Source organism: Plantibacter sp. (assembly GCF_059073635.1).
Genome location: NZ_JCACOF010000010.1, coordinates 800691 through 821247, shown reverse-complemented (window position 1 = coordinate 821247; position 20557 = coordinate 800691). Strand labels below are relative to the sequence as shown.

The following is a 20557-nucleotide window of genomic DNA, read 5'->3' as shown; positions in this document are numbered from 1 at the left end:
GCACCCACCAAGGAGAGAACGCAATGACGCTTCGTACTTCATCCCGCCGTCGGACCCGACTGGCCGCAGTCGCCCTCGGCGTCTCGGCCCTCATGCTCGGCGCGACCGCCTGCTCCAGCGGCGGTGGCGCCCCGAGTGGCAGCGCCACCCTCTGGGGCCTCACCGGCACCGACGAGGACACCGTCCTCGGCCCGTCGCTCAAGGAGTGGAACGGCGCCAACGCCGACGGCCAGGTCGCCGCGACCTACTTCCAGAACGACGCTTACAAGACCAAGATCCGCACGGCCGTCGGCGCGGGCAGCGCCCCGACCATCATCTACAGCTGGGCGGGCGGCACCCTGAACTCCTACGTGGACGCCGGCAAGGTCGCCGACATCACCTCGGAGACCGCGGACGCCAAGGGCAAGTTCCTCGAGTCCGTCTGGAACCAGGGCGTCATCGACGACAAGGTCTACGCGGTGCCGATGAACGCCACCACGCCGATCATGTTCTATTACAACAAGGACGTCCTGAAGGCCGCCGGCGTCGAGGTCCCGACGAACTTCGACGAGATCATCGACGCCATCCCCAAGCTCAAGGCCGCAGGCGTGGCCCCGTTCTCGCTCGCCGGTGCGTCCAAGTGGCCGTCGCTCATGTGGGAGGAGTACCTCGTCGACCGCGTCGCCGGCCCCGAGGCCTTCAACAAGATCATGGCCGGTGAGGCCGACGCGTGGAGCGACCCCGGCATCATCGAGGCGAACGAGAAGATCCAGGAGCTCGTGAAGGCCGGCGCGTTCGTCGACGGCTACGCCTCGGTCACCGCCGACAGCAACGCCGACGTCGCCCTGCTCTACACGGGCAAGGCCGCGATGATGCTCCAGGGCGCCTGGGTCATGACGACCTTCAAGCAGCAGGCGGCCGAGTTCGCCGAGAAGGGGCTCGGCTACACGACCTTCCCCGCCGTCACCGGTGGCAAGGGCGACCCGTCGAACATCGTCGGCAACCCGTCCGGGTACTTCTCCATCTCCGCCTCGGCGACGAAGGAGCAGAAGGCCAGCGCGCTGAAGTACCTCACCGAGGGCGTCTTCGACAAGGGCTACATCGACCGCATGGTCGAGGCCGGTCAGGTGCCGCCGATCACGGGTATCGACGACCAGATCGCGGACGCCGGCGGCGACTTCGGCACGACCGTCTACGACCTGACGAAGAACGCCAAGAACTTCCAGATGTCGTGGGACCAGGCGCTCCCGCCCGCACAGGCGACCGCGCTGCTGACGAACCTCGACCAGCTGTTCAACCTGCAGATCACCCCGCAGGAGTTCTCCGACAACATGAACAAGACGATCGGACAGTGATCTCCCGATGACCGTCACCCGTCCATTGAACGGGGCCCGAGGGGCCGGTGCGGCAGCGATGCGCCGCCGCACCGGCCCCAGCGGCTGGATGGTCGCGCCGGCGCTGGGCTTCTTCCTCGTCTTCGCGATCATCCCGCTCATCGTCGCCCTGTACCTGAGCTTCACCCGCTGGGACGCGATCACCGACCCCGCGTGGGTCGGCCTCGACAACTGGGCTTCCGTCCTCGTCGACCCGGTCGCGATCGACGCCCTCGTCCTGACCCTCAAGGTCATCGTGATCTCCTGGATCGTCCAGACCCCGATCAGCCTGCTGCTCGGGACCTGGACCGCCGGCAAGCAGCGCAACCGGGCCGTCCTCGGCGCGATCTTCTTCCTGCCGCTGCTGCTGTCGTCGGCGGCGACGGCCATCGCGTTCAAGGCGATCCTCGACCCGAACTTCGGCCTGTCGGCGTCGCTCGGCATCCCGTTCCTCAAGCAGGACTGGCTCGGCAACCAGCAGCTCGTGCTCTTCGTCGTGATCTTCATCATCGCGTGGCAGTTCGTGCCCTTCCACACGCTCCTGTTCCAGGGTGGCGTGCGGCAGATCCCGGCGTCCCTCTACGAGGCGGCCGAGATCGACGGGGCCGGGACGGTCAAGCAGTTCTTCCACATCACGCTCCCGCAGCTGCGGTACACGCTCGTGACGTCGTCCACGCTCATGATCATCGGTTCGCTCACCTACTTCGACGTGATCTTCGTGCTCACCGGCGGCGTTCCGAGCGCCGGCACCCGCATCCTCCCGATCCTCATGTACGTGACGGGCTTCTCCGCGAGTCAGTTCGGGCAGGCGAGCGTCATGGCGATCATCCTGGCCGTCATCGGTCTCGCCATCGCCCTGCTGCTCACCAAGCTGAGCGGCTTCGCCAAGATGGACAGTCAGCAGGAGGGCCTCTGATGTCAGCGACGAACCCACTCACGAAGCCCGGCGCGCTCCCGACGGGCAGCCTCGACACGGTCAGCGTCTCGACCGCCGGGTCCAAGCGCGGACGCCCCGGCGAGCACGAGACGCGAGGCAAGCGCCCCCGCGGTGCCCGCCGCAAACCGAACATCCTCGGCGGGATCGGCGCCTGGATCTGGCTGCTCATCATCGTGCTGCCGATCTACTACATCGTCATCACGAGCGTGCGCCCGCAGGCCGGGTTCTTCTCGAGCAACCAGCTCATCCCGCCCACCGACCCGACCCTCGACGGTTACGCCCTCGTGCTGCAGAGCGACTTCTTCCTGTACCTCGGCAACAGCGTCATCATCACCGTCGCGAGCGTCGCCGTCACCGTGTTCGTCTGCCTCATGGCGTCGTACGCGATCGTGCGCACCAACTCCCGGTTCACGCGGGGAGCGTTCTCGTTCTTCCTGCTCGGCCTCGCGATCCCGCTGCAGGCGACGATCATCCCGCTGTTCTACATGCTCAGCAAGGCGGGGCTCTACGACACCCTCCTGGCGCTGATCCTGCCGTCGATCGGCTTCGCGGTGCCCGTCACCGTGCTCATCCTGTCGAACTTCATCCGCGACATCCCCAAGGAGCTGTTCGAGTCGATGACCGTCGACGGGGCGTCGAGCTGGCGGACCCTCGTCTCCCTCGTCCTCCCGCTCGCCCGGCCGGCGATCGTCACCGTCGCGCTCTACAACGCGCTCAACGTGTGGAACGGCTTCCTGTTCCCACTCGTGCTCACGCAGTCGCCGAGCAACCGGGTGCTGCCGTTGTCGCTGTGGACGTTCCAAGGGTCGTTCAGCGTGAACGTGCCGGCCGTGCTCGCCGCCGTGGTGCTGTCGACCCTGCCGATCTTCATCCTGTACCTGTTCGGCCGACGCCAGCTGATCAGCGGCATGACCGCCGGCTTCAGCAAGTAGTGCCGGTCGCGACCCGACCGGACGACCCGAACCATCCCCTGAGAGGAACACATGACTGACAAGCAGGCGCTCGTGGTGCGAGGCGGCTGGGACGGGCACATGCCCGTCGAGACGACCGCGGCCTTCATCCCCTTCCTGGAGGCGAACGGGTTCACCGTCCGCGTCGAGGACGGGACCACCGTCTACACGGACACCGACTACCTCGACACGGTCGACCTCATCGTGCAGATCAACACGATGAACACCATCGAGCCGGAGGAGTTCGCCGGCCTGCAACGCGCCGTCCTGAACGGGACGGGCATGGCCGGTTGGCACGGCGGGATCGCGGACTCGTACCGCAACAACGCCGACTACCTCCACATGATCGGTGGCCAGTTCGCGCACCACGCCGGCAAGGACCCGGCCGAGCGGACGGGGGAGCAGTCCGACAACTACATCCCCTACACCGTCCACATCACCGAGTACGGCCGGACGCACCCCATCACCGAGGGCATCGAGGACTTCGACCTCGTCACCGAGCAGTACTGGGTGCTGAGCGACGAGTACAACGACGTCCTCGCGACGACGACGCAGGAGGTGCGGCCCTGGGACGCATGGAACCGTCCCGTCACGGCGCCCGCCATCTGGACGCGGCAGTGGGGGAAGGGTCAGGATCTTCGTGTCCGCTCCCGGCCACCGCATCGAGATCGTCGAGGACCCGAACGTCCGCACCATCATCGAAAGGGGCCTGCTGTGGGCAGCACGCTGAACGGGATCGTCGAAGACCGGTGCCGAGAACGCCGGCCGCGCCATGATCGAAAGGGGCCTGCTGTGGGCAGCACGCTGAACGGAGTGTCCGAGACCACCGGAGGGTCCGTCCTCCGGGTCGGCGTCATCGGCGTCGGCAACATCTCGAAGCAGTACTTCGCCGAGTTCCCGAAGCTGCCGAACCTCGAGCTCGTCGTCGTCGCGGACCTCGACCTCGCCCGCGCCGCTGAGGTCGCCGCCGAACAGGGCGTGCGGTCGTCGAGCGTCGACGAGCTGCTCGCCGACCCCGAGGTCGACGTCGTCCTGAACCTGACCATCCCGGCCGCGCACGCCGAGGTCGCGCTCCGAGCCCTCGAGGCCGGCAAGCACGTCTACGGGGAGAAGCCGCTCGCGCTGTCGACCGCCGAGGCGCGACCGGTGCTCGAGCTCGCGGCGGCGAAGGGCCTCCGCGTCGGCAGCGCGCCGGACACCGTCCTCGGGTCGGGCGTCCAGACGGCGCTCGCCGTGCTCGACAGCGGCGCCATCGGTCGGCCGATCGCCGCGGCGGTCGCCTGGAGCGCCCCGGGACACGAGCTGTGGCACCCGGCCCCCGCGTTCTACTACCAGCCGGGTGGCGGGCCGCTCCTCGACATGGGGCCGTACTACCTGACGAGCCTCGTGTCGTTCTTCGGTCCCGTCGTGCGGGTGTCGGGGGCGGTCGCGCGGTCGGATCGTGAGCGGTCGGTCGCGACGGGAGCGCTGGCCGGGACGCCGATCCCGGTGCACGAGGAGGTCGACACGCACGTCACCGCGATCCTCGAGCACGCGAACGGGGTGGTCTCGACCGTGACGGTCTCGTTCGAGGTGTGGGCGAGCCGCGTGCCGCTCTTCGAGGTCTACGGGACGGGCGGGACGGTCGCCGTGCCCGACCCGAACCGGTTCTCGGACCCGGTGGAGATCGCGACGGCCGACGACCGCACCTGGCGTGCCGTCCCCGACAGCGCCGGCTTCGTCGACGCCGGGCGCGGCGTGGGCCTGTCGGACCTGGCCGAGGCGATCGAGCAGGACCGACCGCATCGGGCCTCGGGCGACCTCGCGTTCCACGTGTTGGAGATCATGGAGGCGATCATCGTCGCCGGTCGTGAGCACCGCGTCGTGGAACTGACCAGTACCGTCCCCCGCCCGGCACCGGTGCTGCAGCCCGCGACCGTCGCCTGAGTTCCTCCCCTGCCCGCGAACTGTCACTCGGCGCTGGTCCGGGCGGCTGGAACTGTGCCGAAGTGACAGTTCGCGGGCAGGGGTGGGACCGGTCGGTGTGCGAGGATGGGCTGATCCGAGCACACATTTGGGGGAATGATGTCGTTCACACGAGCACACCGACGTCCGGTCGTCACCGTCCTGGCGATCGCAGCAGCACTGGCGTTGGCCGGATGCTCGGGCGGCGCGGGAGCATCGACGCCCGCACCGACCGAGACCGTGACCACGACGGCCACGCCGACACCGTCGCCGACGCCCACCGGTCCCGACCTCGCCGATCCCGCGTCCTGGATCGTGTCGTTCACCGGGCTCGGCCCGATCGAGGTCGGCGCGCCGATCGAAGGCACGGCGTCGTTCATGACCGCCTTCACCGTCGCGACGCAGGAGGCCTGCCCGTGGGTGACCGCCTACGCCGCCGACGGGCTGCCCTCCGTCTGGCTCCCCGATCCGCAGAGCACCGGCGTCGTGAACCAGATCGTCCTGCAGGCGTGGGGCGGGCCCGCGTCTGCGGCGGTCGCAGCCTCGCCGACGACCGCTGAGGGCGTGGGCGTCGGATCGACCCTCGAGGAACTCCGGGCCGCCTACCCGGCGCTCACCGAGCAGCAGGGCAAGTACGCCGTCTTCTACGCCGTCACCGACGACGCCGGACACTGGATCAACTTCTCCGTGACCGACGACCTCGTCGACGGCATCGTCGTCCGCGACGAAGCGAAGATCGACAGCGAGTACTGCGGCTGATCCGCCTCAGCGGGCGACCGGGACGACCCGGACGTCCCTGAGCGCGCCGTCTTCAACCCGAGCGGTCATCATCGTGCACTCCGGTTGACGACGGCGGTCCGTCGGCGACCCGGGGTTGAGCAGACGCAGACCGGCGGGGGAGACCGAGTCCCACGGGATGTGGCTGTGCCCGAAGACCAGGACGTCGGTGTCGGGGAAGGCCTCGTCGGCCCGTCGCTCGCGACCGGTCGCCGCCCCGGTCTCGTGGACGACGGCGAACCGCAGCCCGTCGAGCTCGAAGCGCGCGACCTCGGGAAGACGCGCGCGGAGGCCGGGGCCGTCGTTGTTGCCGAAGACGCCGACGAGGCGGGCGGCGCGGGCTTCGAGGGCGTCGAGGGTCGCCTCGTCGACCCAGTCACCCGCGTGGACGACGACGTCCGCTGCGTCGACGGCGGCCCAGACCGCGTCCGGCAGGACCTTCGCCCGCTTCGGCAGGTGGGTGTCGGCGAGGAGGAGCAGCGAGGTCGGCATGTTCCCACGGAAGCGGATCGCGCCGACGCCGTCAACCGGGTGGTGCTCCCGCGCCCGTCGACCCGCTCGGGACCGGCGCTGGTCGAGCGGCGCCTTCGCAGGCTCAGGGACCGGACCGGACCGGCGCCAGGGACAGGACCAGGCTCGGGGACCGGGCCGCGGACCGCCGTTCACGGACACTCCCGCAGAGTGGGCGACTAGGGTGATCCCATGCCCGCAACCGACCTTCGTTTCTCCGGGAGGATCGCCGGCTACGGCACCACGGGCGGCGTCCGCATCGTCCTCGGGCTCTGGTCCACGTCCCCGTTCGGCTCCTTCGCCGACGCGATGATCGAGGACTCCCGCGGCAAACGCCTGCTGCTCGCGCCGACGCAGGAGATCGCCGACTTCATCTCCACCACGTACACCTTCGACGACGTCGAGATCGGCACCGTCGGCTGGACGCGCCTGCCGACGGGGCTCCGCTTCGTGGGCGGTCCGCTCGACACGACCCTCCGCATCGGTGGGAGCTCGCCGCTCGGTCGTGCGCTCCGGGTCGTCCCCAAACCCGTGGCCGTGAACCCCGTCTGGCTGCAGACCATCGACCCCCTCGCCCGCGTGCTCCAACCCGGCGCCCGGACGGCGGGCTCCGCCGGCAACGGTCGACGCGAGTACTACGGCGTGACCGGCGCTCGCCGCATCACCGCCGCCACCGCGAGCTGGTCCGGTGCGGACCTCGGCACCCTCGCCCGACTCGACCCGCCCGTGCGCTTCGGCTTCGGCTCCGCGCCGGCCGACCCGCACCTCGTCGACATCGTCACCACGGTCCGCCAGCCGGCGTGAGCGGCTCCGGGGTCGCGCGGCTCACCCGCTAGCCGGTGCCGGCGTCGTGGCAGGAGGAGATCCGCTCGGTGGCAGGACGTTCCTCAGCCGGACGTCCTGCTGCGGTGCCGATCTCCTGCTGCCGTGCCGCTGGGTGTTCAGCCTCGGCGGACCATCCAGACGTCGACCTCGTCCTCGCGTTCGAGCGTGAAGCCGTGGCGCTCGTAGAGGCGGCGGGCCGGGCTGCCCTGCAGCACGTTGAGACGGAACGGGCGCGGATCGCCGTCATCGGACAGGAGCCGCGAGAGCACCGCGGTGCCGAGGCCAGCGCCCTGGTGCTCGGGCGCCAGATAGAAGTGCTCCACCCACCGCTCGCCGGCTTCCGGACGGAGGGCGACCAGCCCGGCCGTGACGCCGTCGACCTCGATCACCGAGGTGTGCTCCGGGCGATATCCGTCGAGGAAGCGCTGGCGCACGCGGGTCTCGTCGTAGCGACCGAGGCGCTCGAGGTCGGGCCGCATGACGACGGCGCGCAACTCGGCCATCCAGGTCGAGTCGTCGATGGTGGCGGGGCGGAGTGTCCAGGCGGCGGGCATCCGTCCAGTCAACCATCCACGGCCGGTGGCGGGTGAACCGGCGCGTGCCCGGATAGGGAACACTGGAGGGATCGAGCAGAGGGTGTGCGTGTGAGCGAGTCGACAGCGGTCGGGGCGGGTCCGGCGGGCGGATCCGGCATGGGGAGCGGACTCGACTCGGTGCGCCGTCGCAACCTCGGGCGGATCGTCGAGCTCGTGCACCAGGGCGGGGTGCAGTCGCGGTCGGCGCTCACGAGGACGACCGGCCTCAACCGGTCCACGGTCGCCGCGCTCGTCACGGAACTCGCCTCGATCGGCATCGTCACGGAGTCGGTCCCGGTCGGCGGACAGGGTGTCGGCAGGCCGTCGCCACTCGTTTCAGCCGGCCCGCGAGCCGTCGCCTTCGCGGCGAACCCGGAACTCGACGCGATCACGGTGGCGGCCGTGCGACTCGGCGGCGAGGTCCTCGAGCGCGTGCGTCGCGAGGTCGACACGACACCGACGGCGGCCGAGGCGACGGCGATCATCGCGGAGTTGGTCGAGGAACTCGCCGACCGCCTGCCCGACGAAGCGCGCGGTGGCGGCGGGATCGGGCTCGCGATCCCCGGTCTCGTCCGGGACGCCGACGGGGTCGTCCGGCTCGCACCGCACCTCGGGTGGGTCGACGAGCCCTTGGTCGAACGGCTGCGTGCCGCGACCGGTCGAGCGGTGTTCGCGGCCAACGACGCGAGTCTCGGCGCTCGGGCGGAGCGGACCTTCGGGGCGGGCCGCGGCATCGACGACCTCGTCTACCTGAACGGTGGCGCGAGCGGTATCGGTGGTGGCATCATCGCCGGTGGCCGACCCGTCGGTGGTGCGCGCGGGTACGCGGGGGAGTTCGGTCACACCTCGGCGACGGCCGCCGGCAACGCGCTCGAAGACGCCGTCCGACGCAGTGAGCTGCTCCACGTCGCCGGCCTCGCCGCCGGGGACGACGCGGTCCTCGAAGCGGCGCTCGCCGAGGGCATCGCGGCCGATCCGGCTGGGGCGATGCGGGAGGAGGTCGTCCGGCAGGCCAGGACGCTCGGGCGGGCGCTCGCCGGGACGGTGAACATCCTCGACCCCGAACTCGTCGTCCTCGGTGGGCATCTCGGGATCGTGCTCGAACTGGCATCGGAGGAGTTGCACGACGCGGTCCGTGAGCGGGCGCTCGTCCCGCCGTTCGAGGACGTCACGATCGTGCGTGCGGCACTCGGCCAGGACCTCCTGCTCATCGGTGCCGCGGAACTCGCCTTCGATCGACTCATCGCGGACCCCGCCGCCTGGTGATCGTCGCCCTCGGGTGCTGTCGGCCTGGTGGTCAGCGCGGTGCGCTGGCGTGAGACGTGGTCACCCGGCGTCAGCGCGGTGCGCTGACGCGAGCATCGCCCGAATCGGCGTGGGCGCGGGGCGTGGACGTCGAGCGCGGGTCTCCGGAGGGTAGCGCTCACGCGTGTGACCCGCGCTCACGTCAGCGCACCGCGCTGGCGCCACCACCACACACGACCACGAGGGGTCAGAAGGCCGGGCGACCCGTCGACTTCCGCACGATGAGCTCCGGCTCGATCGTTCCGCGGTACCCGACGGCGTCGACCTCGAGGTTGCCGAGCAATCGCGCGACACAACGACGCCCCAGCTCGTCGAAGTCCTGCCGCACCGTCGTGAGCGGCGGCCAGAAGTGCGGTGCTTCCGGGATGTCGTCGAACCCCACGATCGACACGTCCCGGGGCACGTCGTACCCCTCGTCGCGGATCGCGTGGATGAGGCCGAGCGCCATCTGGTCGTTCGACGAGAAGATCGCCGTGAAGTCGCGCACCCGCATGAGTTCGATCCCGGCGCGATACCCGAAGTCGGCGGTCCAGTCACCGAGGATCGGCGCGGTCGTCGGCACGTCCTGCGCGCTCATCTCGGCGAGGAACCCGTGCATGCGCGCCTCCGCCTCGATCCAGTCCTGCGGGCCGGCGAGGTGGTAGATGTTCCGATGCCCGAGCTCGATGAGGTGCCGCGTCGCCAATCGTCCACCGGCGACCTGGTCGACGCCGATCGAGTGGTCGTCGAGGTCGCCGCCGGACTGCACCGCGATGAACGGCACCCGCACCTGCAGCTCCTCGATCGCCCGGAACACCCGGACCTGCGGCGCGATGACCACGATGCCGTCGACCGACTGCGCGAGCAGATGCTCGACGGCGGCGACGATCGACGCGTCGGAGACGTCGGGCAGGTTCGCCGTGCTGACGAGGTATCCGGCGTCCTTGCTCGCGTTCTCGATCGCCTGGATCATGCTCGCCGGACCGTACTGCGACCGCTGGCTCGCGAGCACGCCGATGGTCCGCGACCGACTCGTCACGAGTGCCCTGGCCGCCCGGTTCGGACGGTAGTTGACCTCGTCCATGACGGCGAGGACCCGGTCGCGGGTGGAGTCGCGGATGCTCGGGTGGTTGTTGAGCACTCGTGAGACCGTCTGGTGGGAGACCCCGGCCAGGCGCGCGACATCACGGATATTGGGGGCTCGCCCCCGTTCGGCGTCGTCGCTCACGGATTCCTCGGACCTCGATGTGCACGGTCACATTTCGTGCTGCACCCATTATGCACACGCCTCAGGCCCCCGACGGATCGGGTCCCCCAGGGTGCGTGGAGCCACGGAGGGGTCCGCGACGGTACCGTTGGGGGATGGATACCGAAAGCGTCGCCCGCGTCATCGAAGCCACCGACTTCTCGGGCGTCGTGCTCGTCAAGCGCGGTGACGAGACGCTCTTCGAGGCCGCCCGAGGCCTCGCCTCGCGGGAGCGCGACGAGCCCATCACGCTCGACACCCGCTTCGACACGGCGTCCATCACGAAGCTCTTCACCGCCGCCGCCGTGCTCCAGCAGGTCGACGCCGGACACATCGACCTCGACGAGTCGATCCACGAGTACGTCGACCTCGACGGCACCACCATCCGCCGCGACGTCCAGCTGCTCCACCTGCTCACCCACACCTCCGGCATCGCCGACGACGCCGACGAGACCGCCGGCGAGAGCTACGACGACCTCTGGGCCGAGCGCCCGGCCTCGTCGATCCGCGAGACCGCCGACCTCCTGCCGCTCTTCGCCGACAAGGAGCCGCTCGCGGCCCCTGGCGAAGAGGCGAACTACGTCAACGCGGGCTACGTGCTGCTCGGGCTCGCGCTCGAGGGCGTGACGGGGCTGCCCTACCGCCAGCTCATCGAGCAGCAGGTGTTCGCGCTGCTCGGCATGGACCACTCGGGCTTCGTCGACCGCCGGACGGGCGAGCCCGGCCTGGCCGAGGGCGGCGACGTCGACGACGACGGCGTCTGGCACTCGAACGCCGACGCCTTCCCGCCGCTCGGCGGCCCGGACGCCGGTGCGCAGTCCACCGCGGCCGACCTCATCACCTTCCTGCGCGCCGCCCGCGACGCGAAGATCCTCACCGCCGAGCTGACCGAGGAGTTCACCTCCCCGCAGATCGAGGTCGACGAGGAGATCTCCTACGGCTTCGGCTTCGAGTTCGACGTCGACGAGGACGGCCAGGTGCGATCGATGTACCTCGACGGTGTCAACCCCGGCGCGAGCGGCATCGTGCGCACCTACTTCGGCCCGACGGCCGCCGACGCCATCGACGTCGTCGTGCTGTCGAACTCCGAGGACGGCGCGTGGGACGTCATCCGCGCGATCGACGCCGAACTCTAGGCGTCCACTGGGATCGCCCGGGCACATCCCCGGGTTCCGGCCACGCCGATCGAGGCGTACCTGCGCCCCCGGCACGTGCCCGCACGGGCCCACTGAGAGCGCGACCATGCCCCGACAGTCGCCGGTTATGAAAATGAGACCCATCCCGACTTGACATCAGGTGGAGGTCTGGGGCTATCGTGTGACACACAATGTGAACGGTCACATTCGGAGTGACGAGGAAGTCGACGTGGGAACGAAGCGCAATGGAGCGAGCAGGTCGGCGATGAGCCGCCTCCCGATCCACGGCACCGATCGATCCGACCACAGCTCCCTCTCGGCCCGGCTCTCCGCCGGCCACCTCTCCCTGCACCCTCGCCGGCACCACGACGAGGCGTCCGCACCCGCACCCGCGAACGCCACGTAGCCGACGAGCGGCCTCGATGAGCTGGACACATCGAAGCCGACAGACCTGCGCATGACAATGACGTCCAAGCAACTCCCTAGGGAAGGAACCACACAGTGAAGAAGAGAATGCTCCTCGCCACGCTGGCCGCAGGCACGATGGTCGTGTCGCTCGCCGGCTGCTCCGGCGGCGCAAGCGGCGGATCGGGCGGCGGCGAAGGCGACGGCAAGCTCGTCGGCGTCGCGATGCCCACCAAGAGCTCCGAGCGCTGGATCCAGGACGGCAACGCCGTCAAGGAGCAGCTGGAGAAGGAGGGCTTCAAGGTCGACCTGCAGTACGCCGAGGACGACATCCCCACCCAGGTCTCGCAGATCGAGAACATGATCACCAAGGGCGCCTCCGTCCTGATCATCGCCTCGATCGACGGCACCACGCTCACGAGCGTGCTCCAGGAGGCCAAGGACGGCGACATCCCCGTCATCGCCTACGACCGCCTGATCCGCGACAGCGAGAACGTCGACTACTACGCGTCGTTCGACAACTACAAGGTCGGCGTGCAGCAGGCCAACTCGGTCCTCAACGGCCTCGGCCTCGTCGACCTCGAGGGCAAGCCCACCGAGGGCGCACCCGCCGGTCCGTTCAACATCGAGATGTTCGCCGGCTCGCCCGACGACAACAACGCCACGTTCTTCTGGGACGGCGCTCAGGACACCCTGAAGCCGTTCATCGACGCGGGCACCCTCAAGGTCGCCAGCGGCCAGACCTCCTTCGAGCAGGCTGCAACGCTCCGTTGGGACGGTGAGACCGCGCAGAAGCGCATGGAGAACATCCTCACGTCGACCTACTCCGACGGCAGCAAGGTCAACGCGGTCCTGTCGCCCTACGACGGCATCTCGCGAGGCATCATCTCGGCGCTGACCGACGCCGGCTACTCGGTGGGCGACGGCTGGCCCGTCATCTCCGGCCAGGACGCCGAGCTCGACTCGGTCAAGGCCATCGAGTCCGGCGAGCAGTACGCGACCATCTTCAAGGACACCCGCCAGCTGGCGAGCGAAGCCGTCAAGATGGCCGTCGCCGTGCTGAACGGTGAGAAGCCCGAGGTCAACAACACCGAGGACTACGACAACGGCAAGAAGGTCGTCCCGTCCTTCCTCCTCGAGTCGCAGATCGTCGTCAAGGACAACATCCAGGAGGTCCTCGTGGACTCCGGTTACTGGACCGAAGACGAGATCAAGGGCTAGTCAGTCCTGCAACACCCCTTTCGACAGGCTCAGGGAACGGAATCACTTCCGATCCCTGAGCCTGTCGGAGGGCCCGGTTCAACGACGATCACCTGTAAGGAGACACGGTGTCAGGCGAGACCACGAGCATCCTCGAGATGCGCAACATCATCAAGACCTTCCCCGGCGTCAAGGCCCTCTCGAACGTCACGCTCGATGTGCAGCGCGGTACCGTGCACGCCATCTGCGGTGAGAACGGCGCCGGCAAGTCGACGCTCATGAAGGTGTTGTCCGGCGTCTACCCGTTCGGCACCTACGAGGGCGACATCGTCTTCGAGGGCGAGACGATGGAGTTCAAGGACATCCGCGACTCGGAGTCCAAGGGCATCGTCATCATCCACCAGGAGCTGGCCCTCAGCCCCTACCTCTCCATCGCGGAGAACATCTTCCTCAACAACGAGCTGAAGGGGCCGCTCGGCCTCATCGACTGGAACCGCACCAACCAGGAGGCGGCAGCACTGCTCGCCCGGGTCGGCCTGCGGGAGAACCCGACGACCAAGATCCTCGAGATCGGCGTCGGCAAGCAGCAGCTCGTCGAGATCGCGAAGGCCCTCTCGAAGCGCGTGAAGCTCCTCATCCTCGACGAGCCGACCGCCGCACTGAACGACGAGGACTCCGACCACCTGCTCGACCTGATCCTGCACCTCAAGGAGCAGGGCATCACGTCGATCATCATCAGCCACAAGCTCAACGAGATCAAGAAGGTCGCCGACACCGTCACGGTCATCCGCGACGGCAAGACCATCGAGACGATCGTGAAGAACGACGTCACCGAAGAGCGCATCATCAAGGACATGGTCGGCCGCGACCTCGAGCACCGCTACCCGGACCACACGCCGAACATCGGCGAGGAGATCCTGCGCGTCGAGGACTGGACCGCCCACCACCCGCAGGACCCGACCCGCGTGATGGTGGACGCCGTCAACCTCAACGTCCGCGCCGGTGAGATCGTCGGCATCGCCGGCCTCATGGGCGCCGGGCGCACCGAGTTCGCGATGAGCCTGTTCGGTCAGTCGTACGGCAGCCGCATCAGCGGCAAGGTCTTCAAGAACGGCACCGAGATCCGCACCCGCACGGTGTCGGAGGCGATCGACAACGGCCTCGCGTACGCCACGGAGGACCGCAAGTACTACGGCCTCAACCTCATCGAGGACATCAAGCGGAACATCTCGATGGCCTCGCTGAAGAAGCTCGAACGCGGCGGACTCGTCAACGACAACGAGGAGTACAAGGTCGCCGAGGAGTACCGGAAGAGCATGAACATCAAGGCTCCGAACGTGCTCGCGAAGACCGGGAAGCTCTCGGGCGGCAACCAGCAGAAGGTCGTCCTCTCGAAGTGGATCTACTCCGACCCCGACGTCCTCATCCTCGATGAGCCCACCCGTGGCATCGACGTCGGTGCGAAGTACGAGATCTACACGATCATCAACCGCCTCGCCGCCGAGGGGAAGGGCGTCATCGTCATCTCCTCCGAGCTCCCCGAGCTCATCGGCATCTGCGACCGCATCTACGCCCTCAGCGAGGGCCGCATCACCGGCGAACTGCCGATCGAGGAAGCGAACCCCGAAGCGCTCCTCAAACTCATGACCATGGAGAAGCCCCGCTGACGCGGGCGCGGACGGATCGAAGGAGAACCGCAATGTCCGATCTGGACACCAAACCCACCGTCCCGGCAGGCGACGGCACCGCCGCCGGCGGCCTCGTCAACCCGGCCACCAACCGCTTCACGAGCTGGCTGACCCACATCCTCAGCGACCTCGGCAAGAACGGCATCTTCATCGCCCTCCTGCTCGTCGTCGTGTTCTTCGCCGTCATCACCGACGGCATCCTGCTGCGGCCGCAGAACATCTCCAACCTGATCGTGCAGAACGGGTACATCCTCGTCCTCGCGATCGGCATGGTGATGGTCATCATCGCCGGCCACATCGACCTGTCGGTCGGTTCCGTCGCGGCCTTCGTCGGTGCGGTCTCCGGTGTGTTCGCCGTGCAGATGCAGATGCCGTGGTGGATCGCGATCATCCTGTCGCTCGCCATCGGCGCGCTCGTCGGTGTCTGGCAGGGCTTCTGGATCGCCTACGTCGGGATCCCGGCGTTCATCGTGACGCTGGCCGGCATGCTCATCTTCCGCGGCCTCGCGCTCGTGGTGCTCGGCAACGCCAACATCGGTTCCTTCCCGGCGGAGTACCGCGCGCTCGGCAACGGCTTCCTGAACGACGTGTTCGGTGACTTCCCGATCGACCCGCTGACGCTCGGCATCGGCGTCATCGCCGTCGTCGGCCTCGTCGTGCAGCAGGTCCGCACGCGCCTCGGCCGTCAGAAGTACGGCCAGGACACCGAGCCGTTCCCGTGGTTCGTCGCCAAGCTCGTCCTCATCATCGCGGGCATCGGCTTCTTCGTGTACGCCCTCGCCGCGTACAAGGGCATCCCGGTCACGCTCATCGTGCTGGCCGTCCTCGTGCTCGTCTACGGCATCGTCATGAACCGCTCGGTCTTCGGCCGCCACATCTACGCGATCGGTGGCAACCGTCACGCCGCGGAGCTGTCCGGCATCAAGACCCGCAAGGTCGACTTCTTCCTGTTCGTCAACATGGGCTTCCTCGCGGCGCTCGCGGGCCTCATCTTCACGGCCCGCCTGAACCTCGCCGGTCCGAAGGCCGGTGACGGCTTCGAACTCGAGGCGATCTCCGCGGCCTTCATCGGTGGAGCCGCGGTGCAGGGTGGCGTCGGTACCATCGGCGGCGCGATCATCGGTGGTCTCATCATCGGTGTGCTGAACAACGGTATGTCGATCATCGGCCTCGGCATCGAGTGGCAGCAGGCCGTCAAGGGCCTCGTGCTGCTGCTGGCCGTCGCGTTCGACGTCTACAACAAGCGCCGCAGCGGCGGACGCTGATCCCGAGGTCCGCGACCGCGGAACCCGGATCGATCCGACGCATGGACATCCACCACGGAGGCGAGAGCACCGGCGACCTGGCCGGTGCCCTCGCCTCCGTGCGTGGTGGCGATGCGACCGCTGAGCGCGACTCCTCGTCGGTCCCGCCGGCGGCGCTCGCGATCCTGCGGGACGGCCGGCCGCTGCTCGAGGTGCCCTTCGGTACGGTGCACGCCGTGCTCGGACCGGTGCCGGTCCTCCGGCACCTGATCGCGCGGTTGTCCGGGACGTCCACCGGACCGCGCGGCGCGGCCAGGGTGTCCGGTTCCGAGACGGTGCTCGTCGACGGCAGGCCGGCGCGGTTGTCGTCCCGGGCCGCGTCGAGTGCCTCCGGGGTGGCCGTCGTGACGGCCGGGCAGGCCATCAGCTGGTCGCAGACCATCGGTGAGAACGTGCTGCTCGGGTCCGAGCGTGGGGTGGGACTGCGGGAGGCGGTCATGCGGCTCCTCCGAGGACCGCTCGCCGACCGGACGTCCTTGAGGCAGAGCGATGCCGAGCGGATCCACCGCGCCCTGGGCGTCGTCGGGCTCGACCGGTCACCCGCGGACTCCGCCGGTGCCCTGTCGGTCGTGGAGCGTCGGCTCGTGGAGCTCGCCAGGGCGGTCGCCGCGGAGGCGTCGCTCATCGTGATCGACGACAGCGGCCCCGCACTCCGAGCGGACGAGGTCGAGCGTTGGCAGCAGGCGATGGTCGAGGTGGCCCGAGCTCCTCGAACCGCCGACCCCGCACCCGGTGTCCTGCTCGCGACCGGGGCCGTGACCGGGCTGGCGAGCGTCGCATCGGCCGCGACCGTGATCGCCGTCGGTGGTGACCCGTCGCCCCCGATCCGGCTGTCGGCCGTGCACGGTGAACGCGAGGTGCTCGCGGCGTTGGCCGCCGGGGTGGGCGGCGTCGACGCGTTCCGTCCGGTTGCCGGCGGATCATCGACGTCGGACGGTGCCTCGGTGATCGCATCGTCGGTGACGGCTGCCGGCCTCACCGTCGAACACTGGACCGCGAGCCACCCGGCGGACCCTGAGCGGATCGTCGTCGACGACCTGTCCTTCGCCTGCGCGCCGGGGGAGGTGCTCGGGCTGTTCGGTCCGCCCGACTCCGGTGCCGGGGAGGTGCTGTTGAGCGTCTTCGGCCGGTCGTACGGCGCACGGACCCGTGGTTCGGTGGCGCTCGACGGTGCGGCGGTCGACGTCTCGACGACGGATCTGGCGCGCGCCGCGGGGGTCCTCTACACGACGGAGCACCCGATCCGCTTCGACCTCTCCTTCCTCGGCGGGGTACCGTCGAGCGTCTCCCCGGACGCCCTCACGAGGATGGTCCGGCTCGGTGTGGCCGACCCGCGGCGCGACTACCGGGCGACCACCGTGCCGAGCGGCCTGGTCGCCGCGCTCCCCGGCGTGCACCGCGGGCCGGACGCCGACCAGTTCACCGAGTCGCTCCGGATCATCGCGGACACGCGGGCGCGCGCCGTGCTGCTCGCCGAACCGTTCGGTCGGGCGGGCGCCCCCGGCTCCGAGGACGGACGTCGGCGGGCTGAGCGGTACGCCCTGATCCGATCGCTCGCGGCGTCCGGCCGGGCGGTCGTCGTCTCGAGCGAGGACCCTGCGGCGCTCGCGGCCGTCTGCGACCGGGTCGTCGCCGTCCGCGCGGGCCGGATCGTGGGGACCGTGGGCGCTGCTGAGGCGCCGGATTCCGAGCCGCTCGACACCCGCGCCGTCATCGAGGCGATGGGCGGTCTCGCATGAGTCGAAATCGCATCGCCCTGTCCATGGCCACGGCAATATACAACGTTGTACACTGGAGCGCGGCCCAGCCCTGATCCACCCGGCCGAGCATCCGCCCCCACCCGCTTGCACCACAGCATCGCGAATCAACCGAGCACCAGATCGACGAAGGAGTCCCACCGGTGAACACCGAGCAGAACCCGGCCGCCAGCGCCCCCGAGCAGGCGACAGCCACGCACGCAGAGACCTACACGATCGGTGTCGACTTCGGCACGCTGTCCGGCCGAGCCGTCGTCGTGCGTGTGTCCGACGGTGCCGAACTCGGGTCGGCGGTGCTCGACTACCCGCACGCCGTCATGGACCGTGAGCTCGCCTCGACCGGCGCCGCGCTGCCGCCCGACTGGGCGCTGCAGGTGCCGGCCGACTACGTCGCCGTCATGCAATCCGCTGTGCCGCGCGCCGTCGAGGCCGCCGGGATCGACCCCGCCGCCGTCATCGGCATCGGCACCGACTTCACCGCCTGCACCATGGTCCCCGTCATCGCCGACGGGACGCCGCTCAACGAGCTGCCCGAGTACGCCGACCGCCCGCACGCCTACGTGAAGCTGTGGAAGCACCACTCCGCGCAGCCGCAGGCGGACCGCATCAACGAGCTCGCCGCCGAGCGGGGCGAGTCCTGGCTGCCGCGGTACGGCGGCCTCATCTCGAGCGAGTGGGAGTTCGCCAAGGGACTCCAGCTCCTCGAGGAGGACCCCGAACTCTACGAGCGCATGGACCACTGGGTCGAGGCGGCCGACTGGATCATCTGGCAGCTCACCGGCACCTACGTGCGGAACGCCTGCACCGCCGGCTACAAGGGCATCTACCAGGACGGTGCCTACCCGAGCCACGAGTTCCTCGCGGCCCTCAACCCCGCGTTCGAGCGGTTCGCCGACGACAAGGTCGCCCACGAGATCGGTGAACTGGGCGCCGCCGCCGGCACCCTGTCGGCCGAAGCCGCTGCGTGGACCGGTCTCCGCGAGGGCATCGCGGTCGCGGTCGGGAACGTCGACGCGCACGTCGCAGCACCCGCGGCGCAGGCCGTCTCGCCCGGCCAGATGGTCGCGATCATGGGCACCTCCACCTGCCACGTCATGAACGGCGACGTCCTCCGCGAGGTCCCGGGCATGTGCGGCGTCGTCGACGGCGGCATCATCGCCGGCCTCTACGGCTACGAGGCCGGGCAGTCGGGCGTCGGCGACATCTTCGCCTGGTACGTCGCGAACCAGGTCCCCGCCCGGTACACCGAGGAGGCTGCGGCGCGTGGTGTCAGCATCCACGAGTACCTCACCTCGCTCATCCAGGACCAGCCCGTCGGCGCGCACGGGCTCGTCGCCCTCGACTGGCACTCGGGCAACCGCTCGGTCCTCGTCGACCACGAGCTCTCCGGCACGGTCCTCGGCCTGACACTCACGACCCGCACCGAGGAGGTCTACCGCGCATTGTTCGAGGCGACCGCGTTCGGCACCCGGAAGATCGTCGAGACGTTCAACGCCTCGGGCGTCCCCGTCACCGAGTTCATCGTCGCCGGCGGTCTGCAGCGGAACCCCTTCCTCATGCAGACGTACTCCGACATCCTGCGCCTGCCGATCTCGATCACCGCGAGCGACCAGGGGCCGGCGCTCGGCTCGGCCATCCACGCCGCCGTCGCCGCGGGTGCCTACCCGGACGTCCCGGCCGCCAGTGCCGCGATGGGCAAGGTGAACCGCGCCGTCTACACGCCGAACGAGGCCGCGGCCGACGCGTACGACCTGCTCTACGCGGAGTACGCGACGCTCCACGACTACTTCGGTCGTGGCGCCAACGACGTCATGAAGCGCCTGAAGCGCATCCGCCGAGCCGCCCTCGGTGGCGGCGTCGACAGCCTGCCGACCGACACCGAGACCACCGCCCTCGAAGGAGCAACCGCGTGAACACCTACTCGCCCGAGATCGAGGTCGCGATCGCGCGCGTCCGGTCCGACGTCGCCAAGCTGCACGGGGAGCTCGTCCGGTACGGGCTCGTCATCTGGACCGGCGGCAACGTCTCCGGGCGGGTGCCGGGAGCCGACCTCTTCGTCATCAAGCCCTCCGGCGTCGACTACGACGACCTCGCGCCCGAGAACATGATCCTCTGCGACCTCGACGGCAACGTCATCCCGGGCACGCCCGGTGCTGAGCGGTCGCCGTCGAGCGACACCGCGGCACACGCATACGTCTACCGGCATATGCCCGAGGTCGGCGGCGTCGTGCACACCCACTCCACCTACGCGGTGGCCTGGGCGGCACGCGCCGAGCCCATCCCGTGCGTCATCACGGCGATGGCCGACGAGTTCGGCGGGGAGGTCCCGATCGGTCCGTTCTCGATCATCGGCGACGACTCGATCGGACGCGGCATCGTCGAGACGCTCACCGGTCACCGGTCGCGCGCGGTGCTCATGCAGAACCACGGTCCGTTCACGATCGGGAAGGACGCCCGCGACGCCGTGAAGGCCGCGGTCATGGTCGAGGACGTCGCCCGCACCGTGCACATCTCGCGTCAGCTCGGCGAGCCGAAGCCCATGCCGACCGAGGCGATCGACGCCCTCTTCGACCGCTACCAGAACGTCTACGGCCAGGCGCCGCAGGGCGCGCTCTAACCCGACTGACCTCCGGTCCGATCCCGGTCCCTGCGCTTGTCGCAGGGCCA

General features: G+C 69.3%; 18 protein-coding genes and 1 pseudogene. 16 read left to right on the top strand and 3 right to left on the bottom strand.

Annotation, left to right across the window (positions count from 1 at the left end):
- The first annotated feature begins 23 nt into the window (after nt 1-23).
- From AC5JOC_RS16010 to AC5JOC_RS15985, 6 genes and pseudogenes are all read left to right on the top strand, one after another.
- The gene (locus AC5JOC_RS16010) at nt 24-1334 is read left to right on the top strand and encodes an extracellular solute-binding protein (RefSeq protein WP_192019476.1); all 1311 of its coding nucleotides are present in this window, start codon (nt 24-26) and stop codon (nt 1332-1334) included.
- A 7-nt stretch (nt 1335-1341) separates the two neighbouring features.
- A complete protein-coding gene (locus AC5JOC_RS16005) occupies nt 1342-2268 on the top strand; it encodes a carbohydrate ABC transporter permease (RefSeq protein WP_071258845.1) in 927 nt (308 codons plus the stop codon).
- Nucleotides 2268-3221 carry a carbohydrate ABC transporter permease gene (locus AC5JOC_RS16000; protein WP_079706768.1) on the top strand — a complete coding sequence of 318 codons (954 nt, stop codon included), beginning with the start codon at nt 2268-2270 and terminating at the stop codon, nt 3219-3221. The genes AC5JOC_RS16005 and AC5JOC_RS16000 overlap by 1 nt, the downstream gene beginning before the upstream one ends.
- Before the next feature lie 51 nt (nt 3222-3272).
- Nucleotides 3273-3969: pseudogene (locus AC5JOC_RS15995) on the top strand (ThuA domain-containing protein).
- 62 nt (nt 3970-4031) lie between these two features.
- On the top strand, nt 4032-5165 hold the full coding sequence (locus AC5JOC_RS15990; RefSeq protein ID WP_494246805.1) for a Gfo/Idh/MocA family protein: 1134 nt from the start codon (nt 4032-4034) through the stop codon (nt 5163-5165).
- Between the two features lie 135 nt (nt 5166-5300).
- A complete protein-coding gene (locus AC5JOC_RS15985) occupies nt 5301-5942 on the top strand; it encodes a hypothetical protein (RefSeq protein WP_494246804.1) in 642 nt (213 codons plus the stop codon).
- A gap of 6 nt (nt 5943-5948) precedes the next feature.
- Here the strand turns inward: AC5JOC_RS15985 and AC5JOC_RS15980 are convergent, their stop codons facing one another.
- Nucleotides 5949-6452, bottom strand: coding sequence for a metallophosphoesterase family protein (locus AC5JOC_RS15980; protein WP_121293769.1), 504 nt, complete (start codon nt 6450-6452; stop codon nt 5949-5951).
- A 210-nt stretch (nt 6453-6662) separates the two neighbouring features.
- On the opposite strand from AC5JOC_RS15980, the gene AC5JOC_RS15975 reads away from it, so the two are divergent.
- The gene (locus AC5JOC_RS15975; protein WP_079706772.1) at nt 6663-7274 is read left to right on the top strand and encodes a hypothetical protein; all 612 of its coding nucleotides are present in this window, start codon (nt 6663-6665) and stop codon (nt 7272-7274) included.
- A 137-nt stretch (nt 7275-7411) separates the two neighbouring features.
- Here the strand turns inward: AC5JOC_RS15975 and AC5JOC_RS15970 are convergent, their stop codons facing one another.
- Nucleotides 7412-7849, bottom strand: coding sequence for a GNAT family N-acetyltransferase (locus AC5JOC_RS15970; protein WP_274500436.1), 438 nt, complete (start codon nt 7847-7849; stop codon nt 7412-7414).
- 90 nt (nt 7850-7939) lie between these two features.
- Here AC5JOC_RS15970 and AC5JOC_RS15965 point away from each other — a divergent pair, with 90 nt between their 5' ends.
- Nucleotides 7940-9136: an ROK family protein gene (locus AC5JOC_RS15965; protein WP_494246803.1), complete on the top strand. Its 1197-nt coding sequence runs from the start codon at nt 7940-7942 to the stop codon at nt 9134-9136.
- Between the two features lie 226 nt (nt 9137-9362).
- Here AC5JOC_RS15965 and AC5JOC_RS15960 read toward each other — a convergent pair whose 3' ends face one another.
- Complete coding sequence (locus AC5JOC_RS15960; protein WP_064294998.1) at nt 9363-10382, bottom strand: LacI family DNA-binding transcriptional regulator; 1020 nt, start codon at nt 10380-10382, stop codon at nt 9363-9365.
- Nucleotides 10383-10516: 134 nt separating this feature from the next.
- Here AC5JOC_RS15960 and AC5JOC_RS15955 point away from each other — a divergent pair, with 134 nt between their 5' ends.
- From AC5JOC_RS15955 to AC5JOC_RS15920, 8 genes are all read left to right on the top strand, one after another.
- Nucleotides 10517-11536, top strand: coding sequence for a serine hydrolase domain-containing protein (locus AC5JOC_RS15955; RefSeq protein WP_085512643.1), 1020 nt, complete (start codon nt 10517-10519; stop codon nt 11534-11536).
- A 265-nt stretch (nt 11537-11801) separates the two neighbouring features.
- Nucleotides 11802-11942 (top strand): hypothetical protein, encoded by a 141-nt coding sequence (locus AC5JOC_RS15950; RefSeq protein WP_158596666.1) that lies wholly within the window; start codon nt 11802-11804, stop codon nt 11940-11942.
- A gap of 107 nt (nt 11943-12049) precedes the next feature.
- Nucleotides 12050-13162, top strand: a complete 1113-nt coding sequence (chvE, locus tag AC5JOC_RS15945) for a multiple monosaccharide ABC transporter substrate-binding protein (protein WP_079706775.1) — start codon at nt 12050-12052, stop codon at nt 13160-13162.
- A gap of 137 nt (nt 13163-13299) precedes the next feature.
- Entirely contained in the window at nt 13300-14808 is a 1509-nt protein-coding gene (gene mmsA, locus AC5JOC_RS15940) for a multiple monosaccharide ABC transporter ATP-binding protein (protein ID WP_064295024.1), read from the top strand.
- Nucleotides 14809-14840: 32 nt separating this feature from the next.
- On the top strand, nt 14841-16094 hold the full coding sequence (mmsB, locus tag AC5JOC_RS15935) for a multiple monosaccharide ABC transporter permease (protein ID WP_085512640.1): 1254 nt from the start codon (nt 14841-14843) through the stop codon (nt 16092-16094).
- A gap of 41 nt (nt 16095-16135) precedes the next feature.
- A complete protein-coding gene (locus tag AC5JOC_RS15930) occupies nt 16136-17872 on the top strand; it encodes a hypothetical protein (protein ID WP_494246802.1) in 1737 nt (578 codons plus the stop codon).
- Between the two features lie 233 nt (nt 17873-18105).
- Nucleotides 18106-19803 carry a ribulokinase gene (gene araB, locus AC5JOC_RS15925; RefSeq protein ID WP_371413698.1) on the top strand — a complete coding sequence of 566 codons (1698 nt, stop codon included), beginning with the start codon at nt 18106-18108 and terminating at the stop codon, nt 19801-19803.
- A complete protein-coding gene (locus AC5JOC_RS15920) occupies nt 19800-20507 on the top strand; it encodes an L-ribulose-5-phosphate 4-epimerase (protein ID WP_071258853.1) in 708 nt (235 codons plus the stop codon). The genes araB and AC5JOC_RS15920 overlap by 4 nt, the downstream gene beginning before the upstream one ends.
- Nucleotides 20508-20557 lie beyond the last annotated feature (50 nt).